Here is a 23,509-nt window from a genome sequence, read left to right as displayed (position 1 = left end):
CCCGCGTGGACTTCGGACTCGTCCTGCAGACCGACCCGCCCGCCTCGGAGGTCGTCGGCCTGATGCGCCGGGCGGAGCGGAACGGCTTCCGCTACGGCTGGACCTTCGACTCCGCCGTGCTGTGGCAGGAACCCTTCGTCATCTACAGCCGCATCCTCGAACACACCACGAAACTGCACGTCGGCACCATGGTCACCAACCCGGGCACACGAACCTGGGAGGTCACCGCCTCCACCTTCGCCACCCTCAACGACATGTACGGCAACCGGACCGTCTGCGGCATCGGCCGCGGCGACTCCGCCATGCGCGTCGCCGGCCGCAAACCGAACACCCTGGCCCGCCTCGGCGAGGCCATCGACGTCATCCGTGACTTGGCGGAGGGCCGCGAGGCGGAGGTCGACGGCAACCCGATCCGCATCCCGTGGATCAAGGACGGGAAACTGCCCGTCTGGATGGCCGCGTACGGCCCCAAGGCCCTCGCCCTCGCGGGACAGAAGGCCGACGGCTTCATCCTCCAGCTCGCCGACCCCTTCCTCACGGAATGGATGGTCAAGGCGGTCCGGCAGGCCGCCACCGACGCCGGCCGCGACCCCGACGCGCTCACCGTCTGCGTCGCCGCGCCCGCGTACGTCACCGCCGACGACTCTCCCGAGGCCCTGGCTCACGCTCGGGACCAGTGCCGCTGGTTCGGCGGGATGGTCGGCAACCACGTCGCGGACCTGGTGGCCAAGTACGGCGAGCACTCCGGAATGGTGCCGGAGGAGCTCACCGCGTACATCAAGGACCGGCAGGGCTACGACTACAGCCACCACGGCCGCGCCGACAACCCCGACACCGCCTTCGTCCCCGACGAGATCGTCGACCGCTTCTGCCTCCTCGGCCCCGCCGAGGCCCACCTCCAGAAGCTCCGCCGCCTCCGGGACATGGGCGTGGACCAGTTCGCCGTGTACGCCATGCACGACGCCAGGGAGGCCGCCATCGACGCCTACGGCAGCGAGATCATCCCCGCGCTCCGCACCTGACCCCGCGCCGCCGAACCCCCCACGCCCGCACGGCCTCGTTCCGTCCCCGCCGAACGAACGAAGGGTTCCGCCGCCATGACCGCCACCGTCCCCTCCGGAAGACCCGGCATATCCGACGGCCGTGCCGAGCTCGCGCCCGGCACGGCCCCCGCCGACCCCCGCTTCGTCAACGACGACCTGCTCCCCGTCCCCGTCGCGGAGCGCCGCTGGACCACCTACAACTTCGCCGCCCTCTGGGTCGGCATGGCCCACAACATCCCCTCCTGGATGCTCGCCTCCGGTCTCGTCGCGCTCGGCATGGACTGGAAGCAGGCCGTCCTCACCATCGCCCTCGCCAACGTGGTCGTCCTGCTGCCGATGCTCCTCACCGGGCACGCAGGACCCAAGTACGGCATCCCCTTCCCGGTCCTCGCCCGCGCCTCCTTCGGACTGCGCGGCGCCAACCTGCCCGCCCTCATCCGCGCCGGCGTCGCCTGCGCCTGGTTCGGCATCCAGACCTGGATCGGCGGGCAGGGCGTCTTCATCCTCCTCGACAAGGTCTTCGGCGGGAGCTGGGCGGAGGCGTCGAGGATCGGCGGCCAGCCGTGGACCCTCTGGCTCTGCTTCGTCCTCTTCTGGGCCCTCGAACTCGCCCTCATCTACCGGGGCATGGACGCCCTGCGCCGCTTCGAGAACTGGGCCGCGCCCTTCGTCATCGTCGGCGCGCTCGCCCTCCTCGTCTGGATCACGGCCAAGGCGGGCGGCCTCGGCCCGCTCCTCGACCAGCCCTCCCGGCTCGGCTGGGGCGCGGACTTCTGGCCGGTGTTCTTCCCCGCCCTCATGGGCATGATCGCCTTCTGGGCGACGCTCAGCCTCAACATCCCCGACTTCACCCGCTTCGGCGCGGGCCAGCGCGCCCAGGTGTGGGGCCAGACCCTCGGGCTGCCCACCACCATGACCCTGTTCGCGCTGCTCTCGGTGCTCGTCACCTCCGGCTCGCAGGCCGTCTACGGAGCGCCCGTCTGGGACCCGGTGGCGCTCGCCGCCAAGGCCGACAACGTCTTCGGCCTGCTCTTCGCCCTGGTGACCGTCCTCGTCGCCACGCTCTCGGTCAACATCGCGGCGAACGTCGTGTCCCCGGCGTACGACCTCGCCAACCTGGCGCCGAAGCTCGTCAACTTCCGGACGGGCGCGCTGATCACGGGTGTCGTCGGCGTCCTCATCATGCCGTGGAAGCTCACCGCCACCCCCGAGCTGTACATCTTCACCTGGCTCGGTCTGGTCGGCGGCCTCCTCGGCACCGTGGCCGGCATTCTCATCGCCGACTACTGGCTCGTCCGCCGTACCGCCCTCGACCTCGAAGGGCTCTACCGGGCCGACGGGCCCTACTGGTACCGGGGCGGCTGGAACCCGGCGGCCGTCCTCGCGTTCGCGGTCGGCGGCGTCCTCGCCGTCGGCGGCTCCCACTCGGCGCCGGGCACCGGCCCCTTCCCCGAGGACGGCATCGTCCCCTTCCTCAAGCCCCTCGCCGACTACGGCTGGGCCGTGGGACTCGCCGCCTCCCTGCTCCTCTACACCGCCCTCATGAAGCGGCGGCGCGCTTCCCCGTCGTCCGCCCGATCCAGCTGAGATAGGACCAGACGCGGGTGTTCACGGCCGGGGTGTCCGTCGCGCACCCCTTCCCGTAGGAGACCAGGCCGACCAGGTACGGCTTCCGGCCGACCCGGTGGACCAGGGGGCCGCCGGAGTCGTACAGGCAGGTGTCCCGCCCGGGGGAGTACGTGCAGATCTGCGGGGAGGCGACCTGGGACATGCCCCGGTCCACGCAGGTCGGGTTGCTCATCGTGCCGAGGACCACGGTGCGCAGGACGTCGGAGGTCCCGCCGCCGTACGAGGTGGCGCCCCAGCCGGGGACCTCGACCTGGGTGTGGTCGAAGGTGCTGTGGGAGTACGCGGCGGGCAGCCCGACCGGGCCCACGCCGCGGTTGTACGCGACCGGTTCGGCCAGCCGGACGAGCGCGATGTCGTTCCGCTGGGTCTCCGGGTCGTAGTCGGGGTGCACGACGAACCGTTCCGGCGTCACCAGGACGGAGTACGGGCTGTCGTCCCCGGTCGTCAGGTCGTGGTCGCCGAGGAGGACGCCCACCCGGGCGGGGCTGCTGTAGGAGCCGGTCAGGCAGTGGGCGGCGGTGAGCACGTACCGGTCGGTGACGAGCGCCCCGCCGCACATCACCCGCTGCTCGGCGAGGTCCACGAGCCCCGCCATGAACGGGTACTGGTGCGGCTTCGCCTCCTGGCCTCCGACGATGGCGTGCGCCGTCGGGGCGGGTCCGAGCGGGCTCACGGCCAGCGCCGCCCCCGTGACCGCGGCCATGAGCCTGAGCCTTGTCATCCGTCTCATCCGTCCCATCCGTCCCACGGCATCTCCGAACTGTCGGCGGCGTCTCCCGGGGCCGGCGGTGGCATGCGGAGACGTTTCCTCTGCCCGTCACCACGGCCGTTCCGGCCCGTCCGGACTTCAACGATCAAGGTGGGGCGCGGTCACCGGTCCGCGTCGGGGGCCCATCCGGGGACGTGCGTGGCCGCCGCCGCGGCCCAGGCCGCGGCCCCGCCCGGGTAGGGCCAGGCGCGGGTGGGGGCGGGGGCGCGGTCGACGGCCTGGAGCTGCGCGGCCAGGCCGCGGCTCAGGTGGGCGGCCCGGGCCGGGGCGAGCGGCCCCTCCAGAGCGGCGACCCGCTTCTCGTACTCCATGACGGGCCGCTCCGCCCAGAGCGCGATCCGGGCGGCGTCCATGGCCCGGGAGAGGAGCAGGACCCGCGGCCGGCCGCCCTCCGCGAGCGCCGCCGTCAGCCGGTCGTGCCCGTCGAGCACCACGGGGGAGTTGAGCCCGCTGATCCACCACACGAACACCGGCGGGAGGACCCCCTCCCGGTACTGGCGGCGGTACGCCCTCACCCGGGGCGCCTCCGGGAGCGACAGGGCCCGCAGCGGCAGCAGGTCCCGGGCGTCCTCGACCGGGTCGCCGTACCCGAACCAGGTCAGATGGCCCCGGTCCGGGTCGTGGGCGAGCAGTTTCGGCCAATTGCCGTCCACGAACCAGCGGCTCGCGTCCGGGGCGAGATGCCACTCGCCCTCGTGCAGAGGACCGTCGGCCGCCGCGCGCAGCGCCGCCGCTCCGTGCGCGGCCCAGCGCTCCGTCCACTCCGCCGAGCCGGGCGCCGCGAACTCCGCCACCGCACGGGCCCGTTCCGCGCGCAGCGGCGCCAGCGGCGAGACGTACCGGCCCGTCCGCGCGTAGCGCAGCCCCCGGTGGGTGGCCCGCTGCCGGGCGAACAGCACCGGAACCCCGCGCTGCGTCAGCACCAGCCGCCGCCCGTCGGCGCTCTCCATCCGCAGACCGGGCGTCACCGGTCCCTCGACACGCATCCGCATCCCGACAGCCTAGGCAGCCCGGACACCCCTCCCCGGGGACTCTCCCTTCGGCTAAGGGGTGAACTCGGCCATGGGGTACTCCTGGGGGAAACAGCAGGTGACAAGTGCGGCATTCCGGATGTCAGCGCCCCGTGCTTAGCTGGAGGCATGATCGAAGACTTCCTTGAGCAGCTCCTCGGCGGCCGTACGACCGAGGTGGAGGAGGCGGTCCGCAAGGCGGCCGCCGCCGAGATCATGCCGCGCTTCCGGCAGCTCGCCTCGCACGAGATCGTGGAGAAGAACGGGCCGCACGACCTGGTCACCGTCGCCGACCGGGCTGCCGAGGCCCACCTCACCACCGCGTTGACCGCGCTGCTGCCCGGCTCGGTCGTCGTCGGCGAGGAGGCCGTCCACGCCGACCCCGCCGTGTACGAGGCGCTGCGCGGCGACGCCCCCGTCTGGATCGTCGACCCCGTCGACGGCACGCGCCAGTTCGTCCACGGCGACCCCGGCTTCTGCACCCTCGTCGCCCTCGCCGTCCGCGGCGAGCTCCTCGCCTCCTGGACCTTCGCCCCGGCCCTGGACCAGATGGCGATCGCCGTGCGCGGCCGCGGCGCCACGCTGAACGGGCAGCCGATACGATCCGGCGCGCCGGCTCCCGGCGCGGTCCTGGAGGTCGCCACCTCCCACCCCGACTACACCACCCCGGACCAGAAGCGCGCCCTGGACGGCCTGCGCGTGGAGGGGATCGCCCCGCGACCGTGCGGATCGGCGGGTCTCGAGTACCTGTCCGTGGCCCGCGGCGACCTCGCCGGAACCGCCTTCTCCTGGGAGTACGCCTGGGACCACGCGGCCGGACTGCTCCTCGTCGCCGAGGCGGGCGGCGCGCAGACGACGATCGCCGGGGAGCCCTTCCGCGTCACCGGAGGAAACGCGCTGCCGTTCACGGCCGCCCGGGACGCGGCGACGGCCGAGCGGATCCGGACGCTCCTCGGGGGTGTGTGAGGCGCGGGCGGCCACCGGCCTATCCTGGGAGCCTTGGCCATCGGCTGACGAAGGAGTCCGAAGGTGACGAACGAGACGTCGATGCTCGATGCCGTCGTCGTGGGTGCGGGCCCCAACGGACTGACCGCGGCCGTGGAGTTGGCCCGGCGGGGCTTCTCCGTCGCCGTCTTCGAGGCCAAGTCCACCGTGGGCGGCGGAGCCAGGACCGAGGAGCTCACCCTCCCCGGCTTCCACCACGACCCCTGCTCCGCCGTGCATCCGCTCGGCGTCGGCTCGCCCGTCTTCAGGACGATGCCGCTGGACCGGTACGGGCTTGAGTGGCTCCACCCCGAACTGCCCATGGCCCACCCCTGGGACGACGGCACCGCCGCCGTCCTCGCCCGCTCCGTCGCCGAGACCGCGGCCTCCTTCGGCCCGCGCGACGCCGGGGCGTACCGCCGCCTCGTCGCCCCCTACCTCGGCAAGTGGGACACCCTCGCACGGGACTTCATGCAGCTGCCGCTCACCGCGCTGCCCCGCGACCCGCTCACCCTCGCCCGCTTCGGACTCGACGGCCTCCCGCCCTCCACCTGGCTGATGCGAAGGTTCCGGGACGACAAGGCCCGCGCGCTCTTCGCCGGGCTCGTCGGCCATGTCATCGCCCCGCTCGGCGGCTTCGCCACCGGAGCCGTCGGCCTCGTCTTCGCGCTCGCCGCGCACGCGGGCGGCTGGCCGATGCCCCGGGGCGGCTCGCAGTCGATCTCCGACGCCCTCACCGCGTACCTCAAGGACCTCGGCGGCGCCGTCCACACCGACTACGAGGTCAAGCGGCTCGACGACCTGCCGCCCGCCCGCGCCTACGTCTTCGACACCTCGCCCACGGCCCTCGCCCGGATCGCCGGCTTCGGCGGGCACTACGACCACTACAAGTACGGCGCGAGCGTCTTCAAGATCGACTACGCCCTGGACGGCCCCGTGCCCTGGACCGCCGAGGAGCCCCGGCGCGCCGGCACCGTCCAGATCGGCCCCACCGCCGGCGAGATCGACACCGCCCTGCGCCAGGCCTCCTCCGGCACCGCCCCCGACGCCCCCTTCCTCATCACCGCCCAGCCGAGCCTCGTCGACCCCTCCCGCGCCCCCGAGGGCAAGCACGTCTTCTGGGCGTACGGACACGTCCCGAACGGCTGGCGCGGCGACCTCACCGACGCCGTCGAGCGCCAGATCGAGCGCTTCGCCCCCGGCTTCCGCGACCGCGTCCTGGCCCGCGCCACCGCGGGACCGCCCGAACTGGCCGCCCGCAACGCCAACTACGTCGGCGGCGACATCGCCTGCGGAGCCGCCCGCGGCCTCCAGCTCCTGCTCCGCCCCACCCTCTCGCTCCGCCCCTACGCGACCCCGCACCCGGCGGTCTTCCTCTGCTCCTCCGCGACCCCGCCCGGCCCCGGCGTCCACGGCATGTCCGGCCACAACGCGGCGAAGGCGGTCTGGCGCCGGCTGCGAAAATAGACTGCCCCCATGGCCAAGTACTTCGACGTGCACCCCGACAACCCTCAGCCGCGCACCATCGGCTCGGTGGCGGACAGCATCCGGAACGGGGCGCTCGTCGCGTACCCGACCGACTCCTGTTACGCCCTCGGCAGCCGACTGGGCAGCCGCGACGGCATCAGCCGCATCCGCGCGATCCGCGACCTCGACGACCGGCACCACTTCACGCTCATGTGCCAGAACTTCGCCCAGCTGGGCCAGCTCGTGCAGATCGACAACGACGTCTTCCGCGCGGTCAAGGCCGCGACCCCGGGGCCGTACACCTTCATCCTCCCCGCCACCAAGGAGGTGCCGCGCCAGCTGCTGCACCCCAAGAAGAAGACCGTCGGCGTCCGCATCCCCGACCACGTCGTCACCCAGGCACTCCTCGCCGAGCTCGGCGAACCGCTGCTCTCCAGCACCCTGCTCCTGCCCGACGAGGCCGAACCGCTCACCCAGGGCTGGGAGATCAAGGAGCGCCTCGACCACCAGGTGGACCTGGTCCTCGACTCCGGCGAGTGCGGCACCGAACCGACCACCGTCGTCGACTTCTCCAGCGGCGAGCCCGAGATCGTCCGGCGCGGGGCGGGAGACACCACGCGGTTCGAGTAGGTCGCCCGCCGCGAGCAGGCCACCGCCCGCGAACCGGCCCTTACGGTCAGGACCGTGACCGCCGTACGGTCGTGCGAGCACCCGCCCGCCACAGCCTACGGAGGACCGTCCCGTGATCGTCATCGCCCAGGTCAGCGACATCCACGTCGACGGGGAACCGCGCAGTGTCGACCGCACCCGCGCGGTCCTGCGGTACCTGGAGGAGCTGCCGTACGACCTGGCGGCCGTCCTCGTCACCGGGGACATCGCCGACCACGGGACGGCGGACGAGTACGCGGTCGTCCGGGAGCTGCTGAACTCCCGTCACCCGCTGCTCGTCTGTCCCGGCAACCACGACGACCGCGCCGCCTTCCGGGCGGGTCTCCTGGGCGGGACGGAGGCGGCCGCCGCCCGCCCGGACGCACCCGTCAACCAGGTCCTCCGCGGCGAGGGCTTCGTCGTGGCCCTCTGCGACTCCTCGGTGCCGGGCAAGGACGAGGGATTCCTGGAGGACGAGACCCTGGAGTGGCTGGCCGCGGTCCTCGACTCCACCCCGCGCGAGGTGCCCGTCCTCGTCGCCTTCCACCACCCGCCGGTCCCGCTCCACACCCCGTACGTGGACGGGATCCGGCAGTTCGGCGAGGAACGGCTCGCCGCCCTCGCCGAGCGCCACCCCCACCTCACGGCCTTCCTCGCGGGCCACGCCCACACGGCGGCCGCCACCACCTTCGCCGGGCGCCCGCTGCTCGTGGCCCCCGGGGTCGTCTCCGCCCTCCGCCTCCCCTGGGAGAACCCGGGCCCGGACTCCCCGCACGTCCACCGCGACCTGCCGCCCGCACTGGCCTTCCACATCCTCGACGAGGACGGCAGGCTCACCACCCACTTCCGTACGGTCACCGTCTGACCCTCCGGGCAGGGGACGGGGCGCGGACGTCCATGTCGTTTTCTCGCCAGCCCACGTGCCGCCCGTCCCCGATCCTTGAACCATGCACACCGACACCGAGCGCTGCGTGCGGGCCGTCCAGTCGAAGGACGCCCGCTTCGACGGCGTGTTCTTCACCGCCGTCCGCACCACCCGGATCTACTGCCGGCCCAGCTGCCCGGTCGTCCCGCCCAAGCCCGAGAACATGGAGTTCCACCCCAGCGCCGCGTCCTGCCAGCGCGCCGGATTCCGGGCCTGCAAGCGCTGCCGGCCCGACACCAGCCCCGGCTCGCCCGAGTGGCACGTCCGGGCCGACGCCGTCGCCCGCGCCATGCGGCTCATCCAGGACGGCGTCGTCGACCGCGAGGGCGTCCCCGGTCTTGCCCGGCGGCTCGGCTGGTCCACCCGCCAGATCGAGCGCCAGCTCCTCGCCGAGCTCGGCGCCGGCCCCCTCGCCCTGGCCCGCGCCCAGCGCGCCCAGACCGCCCGGGTGCTCATCGAGACCACCCCGCTGCCCATGGCCGAGATCGCCTTCGCGGCCGGCTTCTCCTCCATCCGGACGTTCAACGACACCGTCCGCGAGGTCTTCGCCCTCACCCCCGGCGAGCTCCGCGCCCGCGCGGCCCGCGCCCGCCCCGAGCGGCCCACCGCCACCCCCGGGGCGATCAGCCTCCGGCTGCCGTTCCGCGCGCCCCTCGAACCGTCCAACCTCTTCGGCCACCTCGCCGCGACCGCCGTCCCCGGCGTGGAGGAGTGGCGCGACGGCGCCTACCGGCGGACGCTGAGCCTCCCGTACGGACACGGCATCGTCGCCCTCGCGCCCCGCGCCGACCACATCGCCTGCCGTCTCTCCCTCACCGACCCGCGCGACCTCACCCACGCCATCAGCCGCTGCCGCAGACTCCTCGACCTGGACGCCGACCCCGTCGCCGTCGACGACCGGCTGCGCACCGACCCGCTCCTCGCACCGCTCGTCGACGCGGCGCCCGGCCGCCGGGTGCCCGGCACCGTCGACCCCGCCGAGTTCGCCGTCCGGGCCGTGCTCGGCCAGCAGGTCTCCACCGCCGCCGCCCGCACCCACGCGGCCCGCCTCGTCACCGCGTACGGCACCCCCGTCGACGACCCCGAGGGCGGCCTCACCCACCTCTTCCCCGGCCCCGAGGCCCTCGCCGCGCTCGACCCGGAGAGCCTCGCCCTGCCCCGCAGCCGCCGCACCACCCTCCTCACCCTCGTCGGGGCCCTCGCGGACGGCACGCTCACCCTCGGCCCCGCCGACGACCGCGAGGAATCCCGCGCCAAGCTCCTCGCCCTGCCGGGCTTCGGCCCCTGGACCACCGAGATCATCGCGATGCGGGCGCTCGGCGACCCCGACGCCTTCCTCCCCGGCGACCTCGGCGTCCGCCGCGCCGCCGAGGGCCTCGGCCTGCCCGGCACCCCCGCCGCGCTCACGGCCCGCGCCGCCGACTGGCGGCCCTGGCGCGCCTACGCCGTCCAGTACCTGTGGGCCACCGACGACCACCCGATCAACCACCTGCCCGGCGAAGAGAGCTGAACGCCATGCCCGCCACCGTCCGCCACACCGTCGTGGACAGCCCGTACGAGCCGCTGACCCTCGTCGCCGTCGACGGCGTCCTCAGCCGCATCCACATGACGGGCCAGCGCCACCGCCCGCCCGAGGAGACCTTCGGCGAGCCCGACCCGCGCCCCTTCGACGAGGCGATCCGCCAGCTCGACGCCTACTTCGCGGGCGAGCTCACCACGTTCGACCTCCCGCTCCACCTGGTCGGCACCCCGTTCCAGCTGCGGGTCTGGGAGGAGCTGCGCCGCATCCCGTACGGGGAGACCCGGACGTACGGCGAACTGGCCGAGGCCCTCGGCAACCCCACCGCCTCCCGGGCCGTCGGCCTCGCCAACGGCAAGAACCCGGTCGGCATCGTCGTCCCCTGCCACCGCGTGATCGGCGCGAGCGGCAGCCTCACCGGCTACGGCGGCGGCCTCGACCGCAAGCAGCGCCTGCTCGCCTTCGAATCGGGGGCGGGGGAACCCGAGGGCCTCTTCTAGGAGCGCCTACCGGAGCCGGTCGAGCAGCGCGGGCAGCGCCGTCCCGATCGGCTCGCGGACGACCTCGTCGGCGACGGGGTCGTACGGGGTGGGCTCCGCGTTCACGATGATCAGCCGGGCGCCGTGCTCGGCCGCGATCCCCGCGAGGGAGGCCGCCGGCTGGACCTGGAGGCTGCTGCCGACCGCGACGAACACCTGGGTGGCCTTGGCGATCGACATGGCCTCGCCGAGCACCACCGGATCGAGGTTCTGCCCGAACATCACCGTCGCCGACTTCAGGATCCCGCCGCACGCCCGGCACGTCGGATCGTCCTCACCGGCCCGCACCCGGTCCAGGGCCTCCGCCATCGACGAGCGGGCGTGGCAGGCCGTGCACACCACCGAACGCGCCGAGCCGTGGAGTTCGAGGACCTTCCGCCCGGGCACCCCGGCGGCCTGGTGCAGTCCGTCCACGTTCTGCGTGAGCACCCGCAGCGCGTTCCCGCTCGTCCGCTCGTAGGCGGCGATGGCGTGGTGCGCCACGTTCGGCTCGGCCTTCAGGACGGGTCCGTCGAGCCGCATCCGCCACGAGCGGCGACGGATCTCCGGGTCGGCCATGTACGGCCCGTACGTGACGAGCCGCTCGGCCTCGGGGTCCCGCCGCCAGACGCCGTTCGGGCCCCGATAGTCCGGGATGCCCGAGTCCGTGGAGATACCGGCTCCGCTGAGAATCGCGACCATGGTCATACACCGACCCTAGGCGAACCGCTCCCGCGAGCGGGTTTTCGGGTGTTACGTTCGCGGCATGGCCAAGGTGAACATCGCGCTCGACGCCGAACTCGTCGTGGAAGTCATGGTCCTTGCAGGGGTCGGGAGCCCGCAGGACGCCGTGGAGGCCGTCGTCCGCGATTAGGGCCTGTCCGGCGGATCATGGCCGGGGTCGCGGCGTCCGGCACGGCACCTCGCCGCGTTGCCAAACCGCCCACATAGCTCCGCTATGAGGGCGCTCCGGCGCCTTGCGATGCACCGCACCGGACGCCGCGACCTATCCGACCCTGATCCGCCGGACAGGCCCATCGCGCGCGGACACCGCACCGAGGCGCGCGTCGCCACCCGCGACGAACCGCACCGCACCGGCGAACTCCTGCCGCCCGAGCCCCCGCAGGGCTGAGGGCGGGCGGGCCGGGGCTGTGCCCGGGCCCGGGTCATCCGTGCGCGGGGTGTCCGTTCTCCAGCTCCACCGGCCCGCCGCCGGTCTCCAGGACGTCCAGCGCGGCGAGGACCCGCCGGCCCAGGCTGCCCGGCAGGTGGGCGGTGACCTCCCCGCGGTCGATCAGCTTCCAGGAGAGCAGTTCCTCCTCCTGGAGCCGGATCTCCGCGAACCGCTCCTCGGTCAGCACCCCGCCGTCGTACACGTACGCCACGATCGGCGGCCGCTCCGTGCCGTGCGACCAGTCGACGGCGAGCAGCGGGCCGAGCCCCACGTCCAGGCCGATCTCCTCCGCCGTCTCCCGGCGGGCGGCCTGCCGGGGCGTCTCGCCGCCGTCGGACTCGATCGTGCCACCGGGCAGCGTCCAGCCGTCGCGGTAGTCGGGCTCCACGACCAGGACCCGGCCCGCGGAGTCCCGGAAGAGCGCGGCGGCGGCGGCCAGGACGCGGGGGAGACCGGCGATGTACGTGGCGTAGTTGGTGGTGGTCATGACGTCAGCGTAGCCAGCCGCAGCGTCCGCTCCGCCAGCTCCGTGATGCGTACGCCGTCGTAGCCGAAGACCGCGCTGCTCACCCGGTCCCGCAGCGGCTCCGACCACTGCGGCGGGATCGCGGCCGCCCCGCACATCACCCCCGCCACCGATCCCGCCGTCGCGCCGTTGGAGTCCGTGTCGAGGCCGCCCCGCACGGTCAGCGCGATCGTGCGGGTGAAGTCCCCCTCGCCGTACAGGAGTCCGGCGGTGAGGACGGCCGCGTTCGGGACGGTGTGGATCCAGCCGAGCCCCGCCGTCCGCTCCGCCAGCTCGTCGAGCGCCTCGGACCAGCCGAGCCCCGACTCGTGGAGCGCCATCGTGCCCCGTACGGTCCGGGCGAGCCGGCTGCTCTCCGGGACCCGCTCCAGGCCGGCCTCCAGGGCGGACCGGACGTCGGGCGCGGTGAAGGCGGCGGCGATCAGCGCCGCCGCCCACATCGCCCCGTACACGCCGTTCCCGCTGTGCGAGAGGACCGCGTCACGGCGGGCGAGCGCGGCGGCCCGGCGCGGATCCCCCGGGCAGGTCCAGCCGTAGACGTCGGCCCTGATCAGCGCGCCGATCCACTCCTGGTACGGGTTGTCGTACGTCGCCGTCAGCGGCGGCCGCAGCCCGTTCGCGAGGTTGCGGTAGGCGACCCGCTCGGCCGTGAACGTCTGGAGGTACGGCAGCCGCGACAGCCACTCCTCGCCGACCTGCTCGGTCGTGAACGCGAAACCGCGGGTCTCCAGGAGGTGCAGCCCGAGGACCGACCAGTCGACGTCGTCGTCCCGGCAGCTCCCGTCGATCCCGCCGCGCACGCACCGGGGCCACTCGGGACGCAGCTCGAAGCCGGTCGCGCCGGGCGGAGGGGGCGGCAGGTAGTCGGTCAGCGGGAGCGCGTCCGTCAGCCGCAGGTACGCGTCGATGTGCTCCCGCGTCCAGTGGTCGCCGCGCTCCACGGGCTTGCCGAGCATGTTCCCGGCGATGCGGCCGGTCCAGCCGCCCAGGATCCGGTCGGCGAGCTCCGCGCGGTCGAGTTCCGTGGGGGCGAGGGTCATGTCGGGTCGGCTTTCGTGGGGACGGGGGTCATGTCGGGTCGGCTTCCGCTGGGGCCGGGGCTCATGTCGGGTCGGCTTCCCTGGGGAGGAGGAGGCATGGCGGGTCAGTTGTCCTCTTCCTCCGCTTCGGTACGGGCCTTCGCCGCCCGGCGCAGCCGGTGGTGGCGGGCCCCGCCGCCCTGCTCGGTCATCGCCTCGCCGACCAGCGTCCGCACCGCGTCCCCCATCCCGTGCAGGGCGTGGTGCCGGACAGGGCCCGCGCCCGGGTCCTCCCGCAGCTCCTTCAGGAGCGCCCAGCACAGCGCCAGCATGACGATCACGAACGGCAGGGCCACCAGGATCGTCGCCGTCTGGAGCGAGCTCAGCCCGCCCACCACGAGCAGGACCGCGGCCACGGCCGCCATGAGGACGCCCCAGGTCACCACGAGCCAGGTCGGCGGGTTGAGCGAGCCCCGGCTCGTCAGCGAGCCCATGACCAGCGAGGCCGAGTCCGCGCTCGTGACGAAGTACGTCATCACCAGGATCATCGCGATGACCGAGGTGACCGTGCCGATCGGCAGCGCCTCCAGCATCGCGAACAGCGAGGCCTCCGGCCCGTCCTTGACCGCCGTCGCCAGGTCCGCGGCGCCCGTCGACTCCAGCCGGATCGCCGTGCCGCCCATCACGCAGAACCACACCACGGTCGCGCCCGAGGGCACGAGCAGCACGCCCATCAGGAACTCGCGGATCGTCCGGCCGCGCGAGATCCGGGCGATGAAGGTGCCGACGAACGGCGCCCAGGACAGCCACCACGCCCAGTAGAAGATCGTCCACACGCCCAGCCAGTCGGGGTCGGTGAAGGCACCGGTCCGGCTCGCCATCGGCAGCAGCTGGTGCAGGTAGCCGCCGACCGAGGCCGGGATGGTGTCGAGGATGTAGACGGTCGGGCCGAGCAGGAAGACGAAGAGCATCAGACAGCCGGCGAGGACGATGTTCAGCGTGGAGAGCCACTTCACGCCCTTGTGGAGCCCCGAGAAGGCCGACAGGACGAAGGCCGCCGACAGCGACACGATGATGATCAGCTGGGTGGAGGTGGTGTTCTCCAGGCCCATCGTCAGGTTCAGTCCCTCGGCCACCTGGAGGGCGCCGAGCCCCAGGCTCGTCGCCGTGCCGAAGACCGTCGCGAACACCGCGAGCAGGTCGATCGCCTTGCCGGGCCAGGAATTCGCCCGGCGCTCGCCCATCAGCGGCACGAAGGCGGAGCTGAGCCGGTTGCCGCGGCCCTTGCGGAAGCCCGCGTACGCGAGGGCGAGACCGGCGATGCCGTAGATCGCCCAGGGGGTGAGCGTCCAGTGGAAGAACGAGTACTCCATGGCGGTACGGGCCGCCGCGCCGGTCCCCGCCGGGACCCCGCTCGCCGGCGGCGGGCTCAGGAAGTGCTGGAGCGGCTCCCCGACCCCGTAGAACATCAGACCGATGCCCATGCCGGCGCTGAACATCATCGCGATCCACGCCAGATTGGTGAACTCGGGTTCCGAGTCGTCCGCGCCCAGCCTGATCCGGCCGAACCGGCTCAGCGCGATCACCACGCACAGCACGAGGAACGTGTCCGCGGCGACCACGAAGAGCCAGGCGAAATTGGACAGCACCCACTGGAGGGCCGTGGACGAGGCGCTGTCGAAGGAGTCCTCGCCCAGGGCGGCCCAGGCGACGACCGCCACGACGGCCGCGATCCCGATCCCGATGACCTTGCCATCGGGCGCGTACCGGTCACGCGGGGTCTGTTCGATCGGTTCCGTACTCATGTGACCCCACTATGGTGCGGAATATCGCCCTATCAGGGGGTGGCACGCCGTCTGGCCCTACGGATAGGGTCAGCCCTGGCGCGACTGCACGTTCGAAAGCAAGGGATGCAAGGTGACGGACGGAGCAGCAACTCACGTCGCTCACGTACTCGTGGCGGCTGACAAGTTCAAGGGTTCGCTCACGGCCGTACAGGTCGCGGAGCGGGTCACCGCGGGACTGCGGCGGATCGTCCCGGAGCTCACGGTGGAGACTCTGCCCGTGGCCGACGGCGGCGACGGCACCGTCGCGGCGGCCGTCGCGGCCGGATTCGAACGCCGCGAGGTCCAGGTGACCGGCCCGCTCGGCGAGCCCGTCACCGCGGCCTACGCGCTGCGCGACACCACCGCGGTCGTCGAGATGGCCGAGGCCTCCGGCCTCCAGCTACTCCCGGCCGGGGTCTTCGCCCCGCTGACGGCGACCACGTACGGCTCCGGGGAGCTGCTCCGCGCGGCCCTGGACGCGGGGGCGACGACCATCGTCTTCGGCGTCGGCGGCAGCGCCACCACCGACGGCGGCGCCGGCATGCTCGCCGCGCTCGGCGCCCGCTTCCTCGACGAGGCCGGCGAGCCCGTCGGCCCCGGCGGCGCGCCCCTCGCCGAGCTGGCCACGGCCGACCTCACCGGCCTCGACGCCCGCTTCGCGACGGTCGACCTGATCCTGGCCAGCGACGTCGACAACCCGCTCACCGGCCCCAAGGGCGCCCCGGCCGTCTACGGCCCCCAGAAGGGCGCCACCCCGGACGACGTCCGCACCCTGGACGCGGCCCTCGCCCACTTCGCCACCGTCCTGGAGAAGGCCATCGGCCCCAAGGCGGCCGAAGCGGCCGTGGCTCCCGGCGCGGGCGGCGCGGGCGGCATCGGCTACGGCGCCCTCATCCTGGGCGCGAGCTTCCGCCCCGGCATCGAGCTGATGCTGGAGGTCCTCGGCTTCGCCCCGGCCCTGGAGCGCGCCACCCTCGTCATCACCGGCGAGGGCTCCCTCGACGAGCAGACCCTCCACGGCAAGGCCCCGGCGGGCGTCGCCGCGGCGGCCCGCGCGGCCGGCAAGGAGGTCGTCGCGGTCTGCGGCCGCCTGGCCCTGCCCCCGGAGGCCCTCGGCACGGCCGGCATCCGCCGCGCCTACCCGCTCACGGCCATCGAGCCCGACACGGCGAAGTGCATCGCGAACGCCGGCCCGCTCCTGGAGGACGTGGCGGCGGACATCGCCCGGGACTTCCTGGCGTAGCCGTACGCAGGCTTACGGGTCGGGTACGGGTACGGGCGTCGCCCCGTACCCGTACCCGACCCGCGTACCCCCCCGTACCTCACCCCTGTGCCGTCAGCCGGAACGCGTCCAGCGCCAGCGTCATCTCCGTCAGGTCCCGCGGCCGGGACAGCGACCGTGACGTCAGCTGTTCCAGCCGCCGCAGGCGGTTGAAGACCGTGTTCCGGTGGCAGTACAGGCGGCCCGCCGCCCGCCCCGCCGAGCCCTCGCAGTCGAGCCACACGTCCAGCGTCTCCAGGAGGACCGCCCGGTCCGCCGGGTCCAGTTCGAGCAGACCGCCCAGGACGTCCGAGACCAGCAGGCTCGCCATCTCCGGCTGGCCCACCACCAGCGCCCCCGCCATCCGGCGGTCCAGCCGCACGATCTGCCGGCTGCCCGGCGGGCACGTCCGCAGGGCCAGCTCCGCGAGGCGGCGCGCCCGGCCCAGCTCGGTCAGCCCCACCACGACCGGGCTGATCCCCCCGGGCCCCGGGCACCGCCCGTCGAGGAGCTCCGACAACGCGTCCAGACCGGTCTCCTCGGCCAGCGCCACCACCCCGATCTCGCAGTCCGCGCCCATCCGCCACAGGAACCGCACGCCCTCGCCCTGCACCTGCCGGTGGAACGGCTCCCGCTCCTCCCGCCGGTCGTAGCGCAGCACCACCACCGCGTACCGCCCCTGCTCCGGCAGGTCCAGGCCCGCCGCCGCCCGCGCCACCAGCTCGGGCGACCGCTGCCCCTGGAGCAGCGCGTCCAGGAGCGCCTGGAGCTGCTCGTCGGTCCGGCGGCGCAGCTCCGCCTCCGTCGACCGGTACGCCTCCGACGCCGTGTCCGCCTGCGCGTCCACCGCCGACCACACCGTCGTCGCCGACTGCATCAGCGCCGCCAGCTGCGCCGTGTCCTCCCCGGCGCCCTCGATCAGCGCGTCCCACACGAGATGCCCGGCATGCCGGTACGCGTGCACGACCAGCTCCAGGGGCATGCCCTGTCCGGCCCTGCGGCGGCCCATCGACTCCGCCTGCTCCAGATCCCGCCGGGGCGAGTTGCGGGGCGCCGAGATCATCTCGATCCCGATCCGCATCGCCTCGTGGGCCTCCTGCCAGTGCTGGTCGTACGGCAGGATCCGCCCGTAGGCGGGCTCGTACGCGTGGAGCTCCCTCAGATGCTCGTCCACCAGCTCCGGCACCCGCTCCAGAAGCGCCGTGCACGCCTGCGCGAGCACCTTCCAGTCGTCACCGGTCCGCCGTCTGCGCCGTCCCATGCCCGGAGGATCCACCGCCCCGGGCCCCTCGGCACACCCCTGACGCGCAGCGTTGTGCGCATGCACAGCCCATCGCCGTCCCCGCTGGTCACCGGCAGCGATTCGGCCGCGGGACGTGGACGGGCGGTCCGGCGCGGTGCTGGGGTGAGCGCCATCGAATCGGCCGGGAAACGCCAGGTGACAGCGCGGCCGGGAAAGGGGATCCATGGGAGGAACCGCACCCGCCCTCGAGGTCAAGGACCTCACGGCGGGATACGGACCGGTGCGCGCGCTGCGCCAGGTGTCGCTGACCGTACCGGCGGGCGCCGTCGTCACCGTCCTGGGCGGCAACGGCGCCGGCAAGTCGACCCTGCTGCGGGCCGTCTCGCGCACCCTGCGGTTCCACGGCGGGTCCGTGGTCTCCGGCACGGTGAGCCGCGACGGCCGGCCGCTCGACGGGCTGCCGCCCGACCGGGTCGTCGCCGCCGGCGTCTCCCAGGTGCCGGAGGGCCGCCAGGTCTTCGCCCGGATGACGGTCGAGGACAACCTGCGCGCGGGCGCCCTCGGCCGCCGCGGCGACCGCGCCGCGAAGGCCGCCGCGCTGCGCCGCGTCCACGAGCTCTTCCCGGTCCTCGCCGACCGCGCCCGCCAGCAGGCCGGGCTGCTCTCCGGCGGCGAACAGCAGATGCTCGCCGTCGGCCGCGCCCTCATGGCCGCACCGGGGCTGCTCCTCCTCGACGAGCCCTCCCTGGGGCTCGCCCCGCTGATGGCCGCCCGGATCGCGGACGCCGTCCGCGAGATCAACGCCCAAGGCACGGCCGTGCTCCTGGTCGAGCAGAACGCGGCGCTCGCGCTGCGCCTCGCCTCCCGCGCGTACGTCCTGGAGGTCGGCGAGGTCACCCTCTCCGGTCCTGCGGCCGAGCTCGCGGCCTCCGACGAGGTGCGCCGCCGGTACCTGGGCGTGGTCGACGAGGACGCCGCCGCCGACGCGGCCCGCGCCCGGGCCGCGCACCCGGTCCTGTCCCGCTGGGAGGAGACCCGATGACCGACGCACCGCCCTCTCCCGAGAACACGGCCGACGTCCCCGCCCTCGTCGTCGAGGACCTGACCGTACGGTTCGCCGGACTCACCGCCCTCGACGGCATCGGCTTCACCGTCCGGCCCGGCACCGTCCACGCCCTCATCGGCCCCAACGGCGCCGGCAAGTCCACGTGCTTCAACGTGCTCTCCGGCGTCTACCGGGCCACGGCCGGCTCCGTCCGCCTCGGCCCGCACGAGCTGACCGCCCTGCCCCCGCACCGGATCGCGGACCTCGGCGTCGGCCGGATCTTCCAGAACCTGGCCCTGCCGCCCCGCGCCACCGTCGAGGACAGCCTGATGCTCGGCCGGCACCGGCTCACCCGCACCGGCTTCCTCGCCGCCGGGCTCCGGCTCCCCTCCGCCGCCCGCGAGGAGGCCCGCCACCGGGCCAGGGTCCGGGAGATCGCCGCCTTCGTCGGCCTGGAGCGTCAGCTGGCCCAGCCCGCCGGCTCCCTCCCGTACGGGCAGCAGAAGCTCGCCGAACTCGCCCGCGCCCTCTGCATGGAGCCGAAGCTGCTGCTCCTCGACGAACCCGTCGCCGGCATGACCGCCGACGAGCGGCGCCGTACCGCCTCGGTCATCGCGGGCGTCCGCGACGGCCTCGGCATCTCGGTCCTCCTCGTCGAGCACGACATGGGCCTGGTGATGCGGCTCGCCGACTCCGTCACCGTCCTCGACTTCGGCCGCCGCATCGCCGACGGAGCCCCCGGCGACGTCCAGAACGACCCGGCGGTCGTCCGCGCCTACCTCGGAGAGGAGACCGCCGCGTGAGCACCTTCGCCGAGTTCCTGATCAACGGCGTCTCACTGGGCTCGATCTACGCCCTCATCGCCCTCGGCTTCGTGGTCATCTTCCGCGCCACCGAGGTCGTCAACTTCGCCCACGCCTCGCTCCTCCTGGCCGGCGGCTACGTCACCGCCGTCCTCCACGACACGATCGGCTTCTGGCCCGCGCTGCTCGCCGGGATCACGGGCGCCGCCGTCGTCGGCGCCGCCGTCGAGTTCTTCGTCATGCGCCGCCACCGGGGCGGCGACCACAGCGTCCTCGCGATCGTCACCATCGGCGTCGACATCCTGCTCGCCACCGAGCTGACCCGCCGCATCGGCACCGACATCCTCGCCCTCGGCGACCCGTGGGGCGACGCGGTCCTCACCGTCGGCCCCGTCACCATCGCCCAGACCCGGATCGCGGCCCTCCTCGTCGCGGCCCTCCTCATCACCGCCTTCCTGCTCGCCTTCCGGTACACCTCCTGGGGCGTCGCCATGCGGGCCGCCGCCGAGAACCAGGAGACCGCCGCCCTCATGGGCATCCGGCTCGGCCGCGTCTCGCTCGGGGCCTGGGCGGTCGCCGGCGCCCTCGCCGCCGTCGCGGCGCTCTTCCTCACCGTCTTCCCGACCCCCGGCCTGGAACGGGCGACCTCGCTCGCCGCCCTCAAGGCCTTCCCCGCCGCCATCCTCGGCGGCCTCGACTCCACCACGGGCGCCCTCGTCGGCGGACTCCTCGTCGGCATCACCGAGTCCCTCGCCACCGGCTACCAGAGCGATCTGGCCTTCCTCGGCCGGGGCATCGGCGACCTCGCCCCCTACCTCGTCATGGTCGCGGTCCTGCTGATCCGCCCGGCCGGACTCTTCGGCACGAAGGAGCTCGCCCGTGTCTGAGACCCTCGCCCGCCCCGGCGTGCGCATCCGTGCCGGGGTGTACGGGTGGGCCGCCGCCGGACTCCTCCTCGTCGCGCTCCCGTTCTACCTGGACCGATTCTGGCTCCAGGCGGGCCTGTTCGCCATGGCCGCCGCCCTCGGCGCCCTCGGCATCAACCTGTTGACCGGTGCCACCGGCCAACTCTCCATGGGACACGCCTTCTTCCTGGCCGTCGGCGCCTACGGCTACTGCCTCTTCGCCGGCGACGGCGCGGACGGACTCGCCGGTCTCGGCCTGCCCGGCTGGCTCGCCGCCGTCCTCGCGGTGGCCCTCGCGGGCCTGGCGGGCGGGGTGTTCAGCCCCATCGCGGGCCGGCTGCGCGGCGCGTACCTCGGCATCGCGACCCTCGCGCTGATCTTCATCGGGCAGCACGTGCTCTTCAACGCCCATGACCTCACCGGCGGTTACAACGGCCGCGCCGTCCCCCCGCTCAGCCTCTTCGGCCTCACCTTCGACGACACCGAACTCCTCGTCGCCCAGGTGCCGTTCGGCGCCGTCGAGAAGCTCTGGTACCTCGGGCTCATCCTGCTCCTCGGCGGGGCGCTGTTCGCCAGGGGAGTGCTCAGGGGCCGCCCGGGACGCGCGATGAACGCGATCCGGGACCACCGGATCGCCGCCGGGGTCATGGGCATCCCCGTCGCCCGCTACCGCGCCGCCGTCTTCGTCCTCTCCTCCATGTACGCGGGCCTGGCGGGCGTCCTGCTCGCCCTGGTCTTCCAGCGGACCGTGCCGGAGTACTTCGGCATGGCGCTCTCCCTCGAATACCTGGCCATGATCGTCATCGGCGGTCTCGGCTCGGTCGCCGGCGCGGTGGCCGGAGGCGTCTTCGTCACCCTCCTGCCGCAGCTCCTCACCCGGTACAGCGACGCGCTGCCCCTGGTCTCCGCGCCGGGGACGGGCGGCATCGCCCCGGGGGAGGCCTCCCGCTACCTCTACGGCGCCGCCGTCGTCGCGGTGGTGCTGTTCCTGCCCGGCGGCCTGGTCCGCCTCGCCGCCCGGAAACCCAAGAGCCCCACACCCACCGACACCCCGTCCACCGAACCCTCTGGGGAGACACGATGACCCACCGCAGACAGGCCGTGCGGGGCCTGGCCGCCGCGCTCGCCGCGCTGGTCGCCCTCACCGCCGCCGGATGCAGCTCCAAGGCCAAGACCGACGACGGCAAGCAGACCGGCGCGGGCGGGGTGAAGACCGGCGAGGGCGTCACCGACAAGACGATCGCGCTCGGCGCCCTCACCGACATGACCGGCGTGTACGCGACCCTCGGCAAGAGCGTCACCCAGGCCCAGCAGCTGTACGTGAAGCAGGTCAACGCCGCCGGCGGGATCTGCGGCCGGCAGCTGGAGCTCACGGTCCGCGACCACGGCTACGACCCGCAGAAGGCGCTCGCCGCCTACACCGAGCTGGAGCCGAAGGTCGTCGGCTACACCCAGTTCATCGGCTCCCCGTTCGTCGCCGCGGTCAAGCCCCAGGTCGACGGCAAGGACAAGGGGCTCGTCCTGCCCCAGGCCTGGTCGGCCTCGCTGCTCGGCTCCCCGTACATCCGCGTCCTCGGCGCCACGTACGACGTCGAGACGATCAACGCCGTCGACTTCCTGCTCAAGGAGAAGGGCCTGAAGTCCGGCGACAAGCTCGGCCACGTCTACTTCGAGGGCGACTACGGCGAGAACGCCCTGAAGGGCTCGAAGTACGCGGCGGAGAAAGCCGGCCTGACCGTCGTCGAGCAGAAGATCAAGCCAACCGACAACGACATGTCGGCGCAGGTCTCGGCGCTGAAGCAGGCCGGGGTCAAGGCCGTCGTCATCAGCGCCGGCCCCCGCCAGGCCGCCTCCCTCGTCGGCGTCGCCGCCGCCACCGGCCTCAAGATCCCGGTCGTCGGCAACAACTCGGCGTTCGCGCCGCAGCTCCTCGGCACCCAGGCCGGACCTGCCCTGGAGAAGATGTACTGGTTCGCCTCCCCGAGCCTGCCCATCGGCGCGGACACCCCGACGGCGAAGAAGCTCGTCGCCGACTACCAGGCCGCCTACCCCGGCGACAGCCTCGACAACGGCATCGTCGCCGGCTGGACCGCGGCGAGCGTCTTCGGCGAGGCCCTGAAGAAGGCCTGCACGGAGAAGGACCTCACGCGCGAGGGCGTCGACAAGGCGCTCCTGACCATGAAGGCCCACGACGCCGGCTTCGGCATGACCCACGACCTCGGCGACCCGAAGGCGCCGTCGTCCCGCCAGTCCGTCATCATCCAGCCGGACAAGTCGGTCCCCGGCGGCATGCGCACCGTCCGCCAGCCGTTCGTCGCCGACGCGGCGAAGTCCTACACGCCGTAACCCGGCTCGCCCTGGTCCGCGAAGCCCGTCCGCCAGGACGGGCGGGCCGGGGCCCAGCCCAGCGCACGGGCCCGGGCGTTCACCGCGCCCCGGGCCCAGGGCGCCCGGCCCGCGCTCCGCTCCGGGGCGGGGGCGCCCAGGGCCTCCGCCAGGACCGGCAGCCAGTCGTGCCCGGGCGCGGGCTCGTCGTCCACCACGTTGTACGCGCCCGGGGGCCACGTCAGGGCCCGTACGGCCGCCTCGGCGGCATCGGCGACGTGCACGAAGGAGCTCACCGAACCGTCGGCCGCCGTGCTCCCCAGGAACCGGGCCGCCGGGTCCCCGGCGAGCGCGGCGGCCACCGCGCCCCCGGGCGCGTACCAGGTGCCGGGGCCGTAGAGGATCCCGTACCGCAGGACGACGGCCTCCGGGAGCTCCGCCACCGCGGACTCCAGCGCGCGGACCCCCGCGACGATCCGCGCCCGCGGCAGCTCCTCCGTCGCGTCGAGCGGTACGGACTCGTCGGCGGGCGCGTCCCCGGGGCCGTACGCCCAGGAGATCGACTGCGCGACGATCCGCCCGACCCCCGCCGCCCGCGCCGCGTCCACGAGGTTCCGGGTGCCCTCGATCCGTACCCGGTTGTTCGCGGCACCGTCCGCCCCGCCCAGGTCCGTCAGCTGGTGCACCACGGCGTCCGGCGCGGCCTCGGCCACCGCCCCGCGCACCGCCCCGGCGTCCAGGACGTCCACCGGACGCGGACCGCGCCGGGAGATCCCCACGACCTCGTGCCCCGCCGCTTCGAGACGGGGGACGAGCTGACGACCCACGGCGCCCGTGGCGCCCGCGACCAGTACACGCATGCGCCCCAGC

At 73.8% G+C, this 23,509-nt stretch carries 23 protein-coding genes and 1 pseudogene; 16 read left to right on the top strand and 8 right to left on the bottom strand.

Annotated features, from left to right (window positions below):
* The first annotated feature begins 5 nt into the window (after window positions 1-5).
* Together ACFC0G_RS27625 and ACFC0G_RS27620 are read left to right on the top strand one after the other, a co-directional pair.
* Window positions 6-1,022 carry a TIGR03842 family LLM class F420-dependent oxidoreductase gene (locus ACFC0G_RS27625; protein ID WP_376407825.1) on the top strand — a complete coding sequence of 339 codons (1,017 nt, stop codon included), beginning with the start codon at window positions 6-8 and terminating at the stop codon, window positions 1,020-1,022.
* A gap of 75 nt (window positions 1,023-1,097) precedes the next feature.
* Window positions 1,098-2,630, top strand: a complete 1,533-nt coding sequence (locus ACFC0G_RS27620; RefSeq protein WP_376407823.1) for an NCS1 family nucleobase:cation symporter-1 — start codon at window positions 1,098-1,100, stop codon at window positions 2,628-2,630.
* On the opposite strand, the gene ACFC0G_RS27615 is transcribed toward ACFC0G_RS27620, so the two are convergent.
* Together ACFC0G_RS27615 and ACFC0G_RS27610 are read right to left on the bottom strand one after the other, a co-directional pair.
* On the bottom strand, window positions 2,584-3,375 hold the full coding sequence (locus ACFC0G_RS27615; protein WP_376407821.1) for a serine protease: 792 nt from the start codon (window positions 3,373-3,375) through the stop codon (window positions 2,584-2,586). The two genes, ACFC0G_RS27620 and ACFC0G_RS27615, sit on opposite strands and share 47 nt — an antisense overlap.
* Window positions 3,376-3,542: 167 nt before the next feature.
* Window positions 3,543-4,433 (bottom strand): hypothetical protein, encoded by an 891-nt coding sequence (locus tag ACFC0G_RS27610; RefSeq protein ID WP_376407819.1) that lies wholly within the window; start codon window positions 4,431-4,433, stop codon window positions 3,543-3,545.
* A 147-nt stretch (window positions 4,434-4,580) separates the two neighbouring features.
* Between ACFC0G_RS27610 and ACFC0G_RS27605 the strand changes: the two genes are divergently transcribed.
* The 6 genes from ACFC0G_RS27605 (at window position 4,581) to ACFC0G_RS27580 (ending at window position 10,494) form a co-directional block, all read left to right on the top strand.
* Window positions 4,581-5,417 (top strand): inositol monophosphatase family protein, encoded by an 837-nt coding sequence (locus ACFC0G_RS27605; protein WP_376407817.1) that lies wholly within the window; start codon window positions 4,581-4,583, stop codon window positions 5,415-5,417.
* Window positions 5,418-5,498: 81 nt separating this feature from the next.
* Window positions 5,499-6,902: a phytoene desaturase family protein gene (locus ACFC0G_RS27600; protein WP_376408022.1), complete on the top strand. Its 1,404-nt coding sequence runs from the start codon at window positions 5,499-5,501 to the stop codon at window positions 6,900-6,902.
* Window positions 6,903-6,911: 9 nt separating this feature from the next.
* Complete coding sequence (locus ACFC0G_RS27595; RefSeq protein WP_376407814.1) at window positions 6,912-7,532, top strand: L-threonylcarbamoyladenylate synthase; 621 nt, start codon at window positions 6,912-6,914, stop codon at window positions 7,530-7,532.
* A gap of 112 nt (window positions 7,533-7,644) precedes the next feature.
* Window positions 7,645-8,415, top strand: a complete 771-nt coding sequence (locus tag ACFC0G_RS27590) for a metallophosphoesterase (RefSeq protein ID WP_376407812.1) — start codon at window positions 7,645-7,647, stop codon at window positions 8,413-8,415.
* 82 nt (window positions 8,416-8,497) lie between these two features.
* Window positions 8,498-9,985 (top strand): AlkA N-terminal domain-containing protein, encoded by a 1,488-nt coding sequence (locus ACFC0G_RS27585; protein ID WP_376407810.1) that lies wholly within the window; start codon window positions 8,498-8,500, stop codon window positions 9,983-9,985.
* 5 nt (window positions 9,986-9,990) lie between these two features.
* Window positions 9,991-10,494, top strand: coding sequence for a methylated-DNA--[protein]-cysteine S-methyltransferase (locus tag ACFC0G_RS27580; RefSeq protein WP_376407808.1), 504 nt, complete (start codon window positions 9,991-9,993; stop codon window positions 10,492-10,494).
* A 6-nt stretch (window positions 10,495-10,500) separates the two neighbouring features.
* On the opposite strand, the gene ACFC0G_RS27575 is transcribed toward ACFC0G_RS27580, so the two are convergent.
* Complete coding sequence (locus ACFC0G_RS27575) at window positions 10,501-11,220, bottom strand: NAD-dependent deacetylase (RefSeq protein WP_376407806.1); 720 nt, start codon at window positions 11,218-11,220, stop codon at window positions 10,501-10,503.
* A gap of 58 nt (window positions 11,221-11,278) precedes the next feature.
* Here ACFC0G_RS27575 and ACFC0G_RS27570 point away from each other — a divergent pair.
* Together ACFC0G_RS27570 and ACFC0G_RS27565 are read left to right on the top strand one after the other, a co-directional pair.
* Window positions 11,279-11,383 (top strand): annotated as a pseudogene (locus ACFC0G_RS27570) (DUF2191 domain-containing protein); the annotation flags it as partial.
* 111 nt (window positions 11,384-11,494) lie between these two features.
* Window positions 11,495-11,644 (top strand): hypothetical protein, encoded by a 150-nt coding sequence (locus ACFC0G_RS27565; protein WP_376407804.1) that lies wholly within the window; start codon window positions 11,495-11,497, stop codon window positions 11,642-11,644.
* A gap of 34 nt (window positions 11,645-11,678) precedes the next feature.
* Here ACFC0G_RS27565 and ACFC0G_RS27560 read toward each other — a convergent pair whose 3' ends face one another.
* From ACFC0G_RS27560 to ACFC0G_RS27550, 3 genes are all read right to left on the bottom strand, one after another.
* Window positions 11,679-12,173: an NUDIX domain-containing protein gene (locus ACFC0G_RS27560; protein ID WP_376407802.1), complete on the bottom strand. Its 495-nt coding sequence runs from the start codon at window positions 12,171-12,173 to the stop codon at window positions 11,679-11,681.
* On the bottom strand, window positions 12,170-13,252 hold the full coding sequence (locus tag ACFC0G_RS27555; RefSeq protein ID WP_376407800.1) for an ADP-ribosylglycohydrolase family protein: 1,083 nt from the start codon (window positions 13,250-13,252) through the stop codon (window positions 12,170-12,172). Before ACFC0G_RS27555 ends, ACFC0G_RS27560 begins: the two co-directional genes overlap by 4 nt.
* A gap of 104 nt (window positions 13,253-13,356) precedes the next feature.
* Window positions 13,357-15,036 (bottom strand): BCCT family transporter, encoded by a 1,680-nt coding sequence (locus tag ACFC0G_RS27550; RefSeq protein WP_376407798.1) that lies wholly within the window; start codon window positions 15,034-15,036, stop codon window positions 13,357-13,359.
* A 112-nt stretch (window positions 15,037-15,148) separates the two neighbouring features.
* On the opposite strand from ACFC0G_RS27550, the gene ACFC0G_RS27545 reads away from it, so the two are divergent.
* The gene (locus ACFC0G_RS27545) at window positions 15,149-16,300 is read left to right on the top strand and encodes a glycerate kinase (protein WP_376407796.1); all 1,152 of its coding nucleotides are present in this window, start codon (window positions 15,149-15,151) and stop codon (window positions 16,298-16,300) included.
* Window positions 16,301-16,379: 79 nt separating this feature from the next.
* On the opposite strand, the gene ACFC0G_RS27540 is transcribed toward ACFC0G_RS27545, so the two are convergent.
* The gene (locus ACFC0G_RS27540) at window positions 16,380-17,579 is read right to left on the bottom strand and encodes a PucR family transcriptional regulator (RefSeq protein ID WP_376407794.1); all 1,200 of its coding nucleotides are present in this window, start codon (window positions 17,577-17,579) and stop codon (window positions 16,380-16,382) included.
* A 205-nt stretch (window positions 17,580-17,784) separates the two neighbouring features.
* Here ACFC0G_RS27540 and ACFC0G_RS27535 point away from each other — a divergent pair, with 205 nt between their 5' ends.
* Genes ACFC0G_RS27535 through ACFC0G_RS27515 form a run of 5 tightly spaced genes read left to right on the top strand, consistent with a single transcriptional unit; the run spans window position 17,785 to window position 22,660 of the window.
* Entirely contained in the window at window positions 17,785-18,603 is an 819-nt protein-coding gene (locus ACFC0G_RS27535; protein WP_376407792.1) for an ABC transporter ATP-binding protein, read from the top strand.
* Window positions 18,600-19,409 (top strand): ABC transporter ATP-binding protein, encoded by an 810-nt coding sequence (locus tag ACFC0G_RS27530; RefSeq protein WP_376407790.1) that lies wholly within the window; start codon window positions 18,600-18,602, stop codon window positions 19,407-19,409. The genes ACFC0G_RS27535 and ACFC0G_RS27530 overlap by 4 nt, the downstream gene beginning before the upstream one ends.
* Window positions 19,406-20,296, top strand: a complete 891-nt coding sequence (locus ACFC0G_RS27525; protein ID WP_376407788.1) for a branched-chain amino acid ABC transporter permease — start codon at window positions 19,406-19,408, stop codon at window positions 20,294-20,296. The genes ACFC0G_RS27530 and ACFC0G_RS27525 overlap by 4 nt, the downstream gene beginning before the upstream one ends.
* Window positions 20,289-21,398, top strand: a complete 1,110-nt coding sequence (locus ACFC0G_RS27520) for a branched-chain amino acid ABC transporter permease (RefSeq protein ID WP_376407786.1) — start codon at window positions 20,289-20,291, stop codon at window positions 21,396-21,398. Before ACFC0G_RS27525 ends, ACFC0G_RS27520 begins: the two co-directional genes overlap by 8 nt.
* On the top strand, window positions 21,395-22,660 hold the full coding sequence (locus ACFC0G_RS27515; protein WP_376407784.1) for an ABC transporter substrate-binding protein: 1,266 nt from the start codon (window positions 21,395-21,397) through the stop codon (window positions 22,658-22,660). The genes ACFC0G_RS27520 and ACFC0G_RS27515 overlap by 4 nt, the downstream gene beginning before the upstream one ends.
* Here the strand turns inward: ACFC0G_RS27515 and ACFC0G_RS27510 are convergent.
* Window positions 22,648-23,499 carry an NAD-dependent epimerase/dehydratase family protein gene (locus ACFC0G_RS27510; RefSeq protein ID WP_376407782.1) on the bottom strand — a complete coding sequence of 284 codons (852 nt, stop codon included), beginning with the start codon at window positions 23,497-23,499 and terminating at the stop codon, window positions 22,648-22,650. The two genes, ACFC0G_RS27515 and ACFC0G_RS27510, sit on opposite strands and share 13 nt — an antisense overlap.
* Window positions 23,500-23,509: the final 10 nt, after the last annotated feature.

The organism is Streptomyces sp. NPDC056169, from assembly GCF_042268445.1.
Taxonomy (GTDB): Bacteria; Actinomycetota; Actinomycetes; order Streptomycetales; family Streptomycetaceae; genus Streptomyces.
Note: the sequence above shows the minus strand (reverse complement) of the source record. Positions and strands in the feature narration are given on the sequence as shown.

Coding starts and splice junctions, on each gene's coding strand:
- ACFC0G_RS27620 (WP_376407823.1), top strand. CDS start 1,098: ATGACCGCCACCGTCCCCTCCGGAAGACCCGGCATATCCGACGGCCGT.
- ACFC0G_RS27615 (WP_376407821.1), bottom strand. CDS start 3,375: ATGGCCGCGGTCACGGGGGCGGCGCTGGCCGTGAGCCCGCTCGGACCC.
- ACFC0G_RS27610 (WP_376407819.1), bottom strand. CDS start 4,433: ATGCGGATGCGTGTCGAGGGACCGGTGACGCCCGGTCTGCGGATGGAG.
- ACFC0G_RS27605 (WP_376407817.1), top strand. CDS start 4,581: ATGATCGAAGACTTCCTTGAGCAGCTCCTCGGCGGCCGTACGACCGAG.
- ACFC0G_RS27600 (WP_376408022.1), top strand. CDS start 5,499: ATGCTCGATGCCGTCGTCGTGGGTGCGGGCCCCAACGGACTGACCGCG.
- ACFC0G_RS27595 (WP_376407814.1), top strand. CDS start 6,912: ATGGCCAAGTACTTCGACGTGCACCCCGACAACCCTCAGCCGCGCACC.
- ACFC0G_RS27585 (WP_376407810.1), top strand. CDS start 8,498: ATGCACACCGACACCGAGCGCTGCGTGCGGGCCGTCCAGTCGAAGGAC.
- ACFC0G_RS27580 (WP_376407808.1), top strand. CDS start 9,991: ATGCCCGCCACCGTCCGCCACACCGTCGTGGACAGCCCGTACGAGCCG.
- ACFC0G_RS27575 (WP_376407806.1), bottom strand. CDS start 11,220: ATGACCATGGTCGCGATTCTCAGCGGAGCCGGTATCTCCACGGACTCG.
- ACFC0G_RS27565 (WP_376407804.1), top strand. CDS start 11,495: ATGCACCGCACCGGACGCCGCGACCTATCCGACCCTGATCCGCCGGAC.
- ACFC0G_RS27560 (WP_376407802.1), bottom strand. CDS start 12,173: ATGACCACCACCAACTACGCCACGTACATCGCCGGTCTCCCCCGCGTC.
- ACFC0G_RS27555 (WP_376407800.1), bottom strand. CDS start 13,252: ATGACCCTCGCCCCCACGGAACTCGACCGCGCGGAGCTCGCCGACCGG.
- ACFC0G_RS27550 (WP_376407798.1), bottom strand. CDS start 15,036: ATGAGTACGGAACCGATCGAACAGACCCCGCGTGACCGGTACGCGCCC.
- ACFC0G_RS27540 (WP_376407794.1), bottom strand. CDS start 17,579: ATGGGACGGCGCAGACGGCGGACCGGTGACGACTGGAAGGTGCTCGCG.
- ACFC0G_RS27535 (WP_376407792.1), top strand. CDS start 17,785: ATGGGAGGAACCGCACCCGCCCTCGAGGTCAAGGACCTCACGGCGGGA.
- ACFC0G_RS27530 (WP_376407790.1), top strand. CDS start 18,600: ATGACCGACGCACCGCCCTCTCCCGAGAACACGGCCGACGTCCCCGCC.
- ACFC0G_RS27515 (WP_376407784.1), top strand. CDS start 21,395: ATGACCCACCGCAGACAGGCCGTGCGGGGCCTGGCCGCCGCGCTCGCC.
- ACFC0G_RS27510 (WP_376407782.1), bottom strand. CDS start 23,499: ATGCGTGTACTGGTCGCGGGCGCCACGGGCGCCGTGGGTCGTCAGCTC.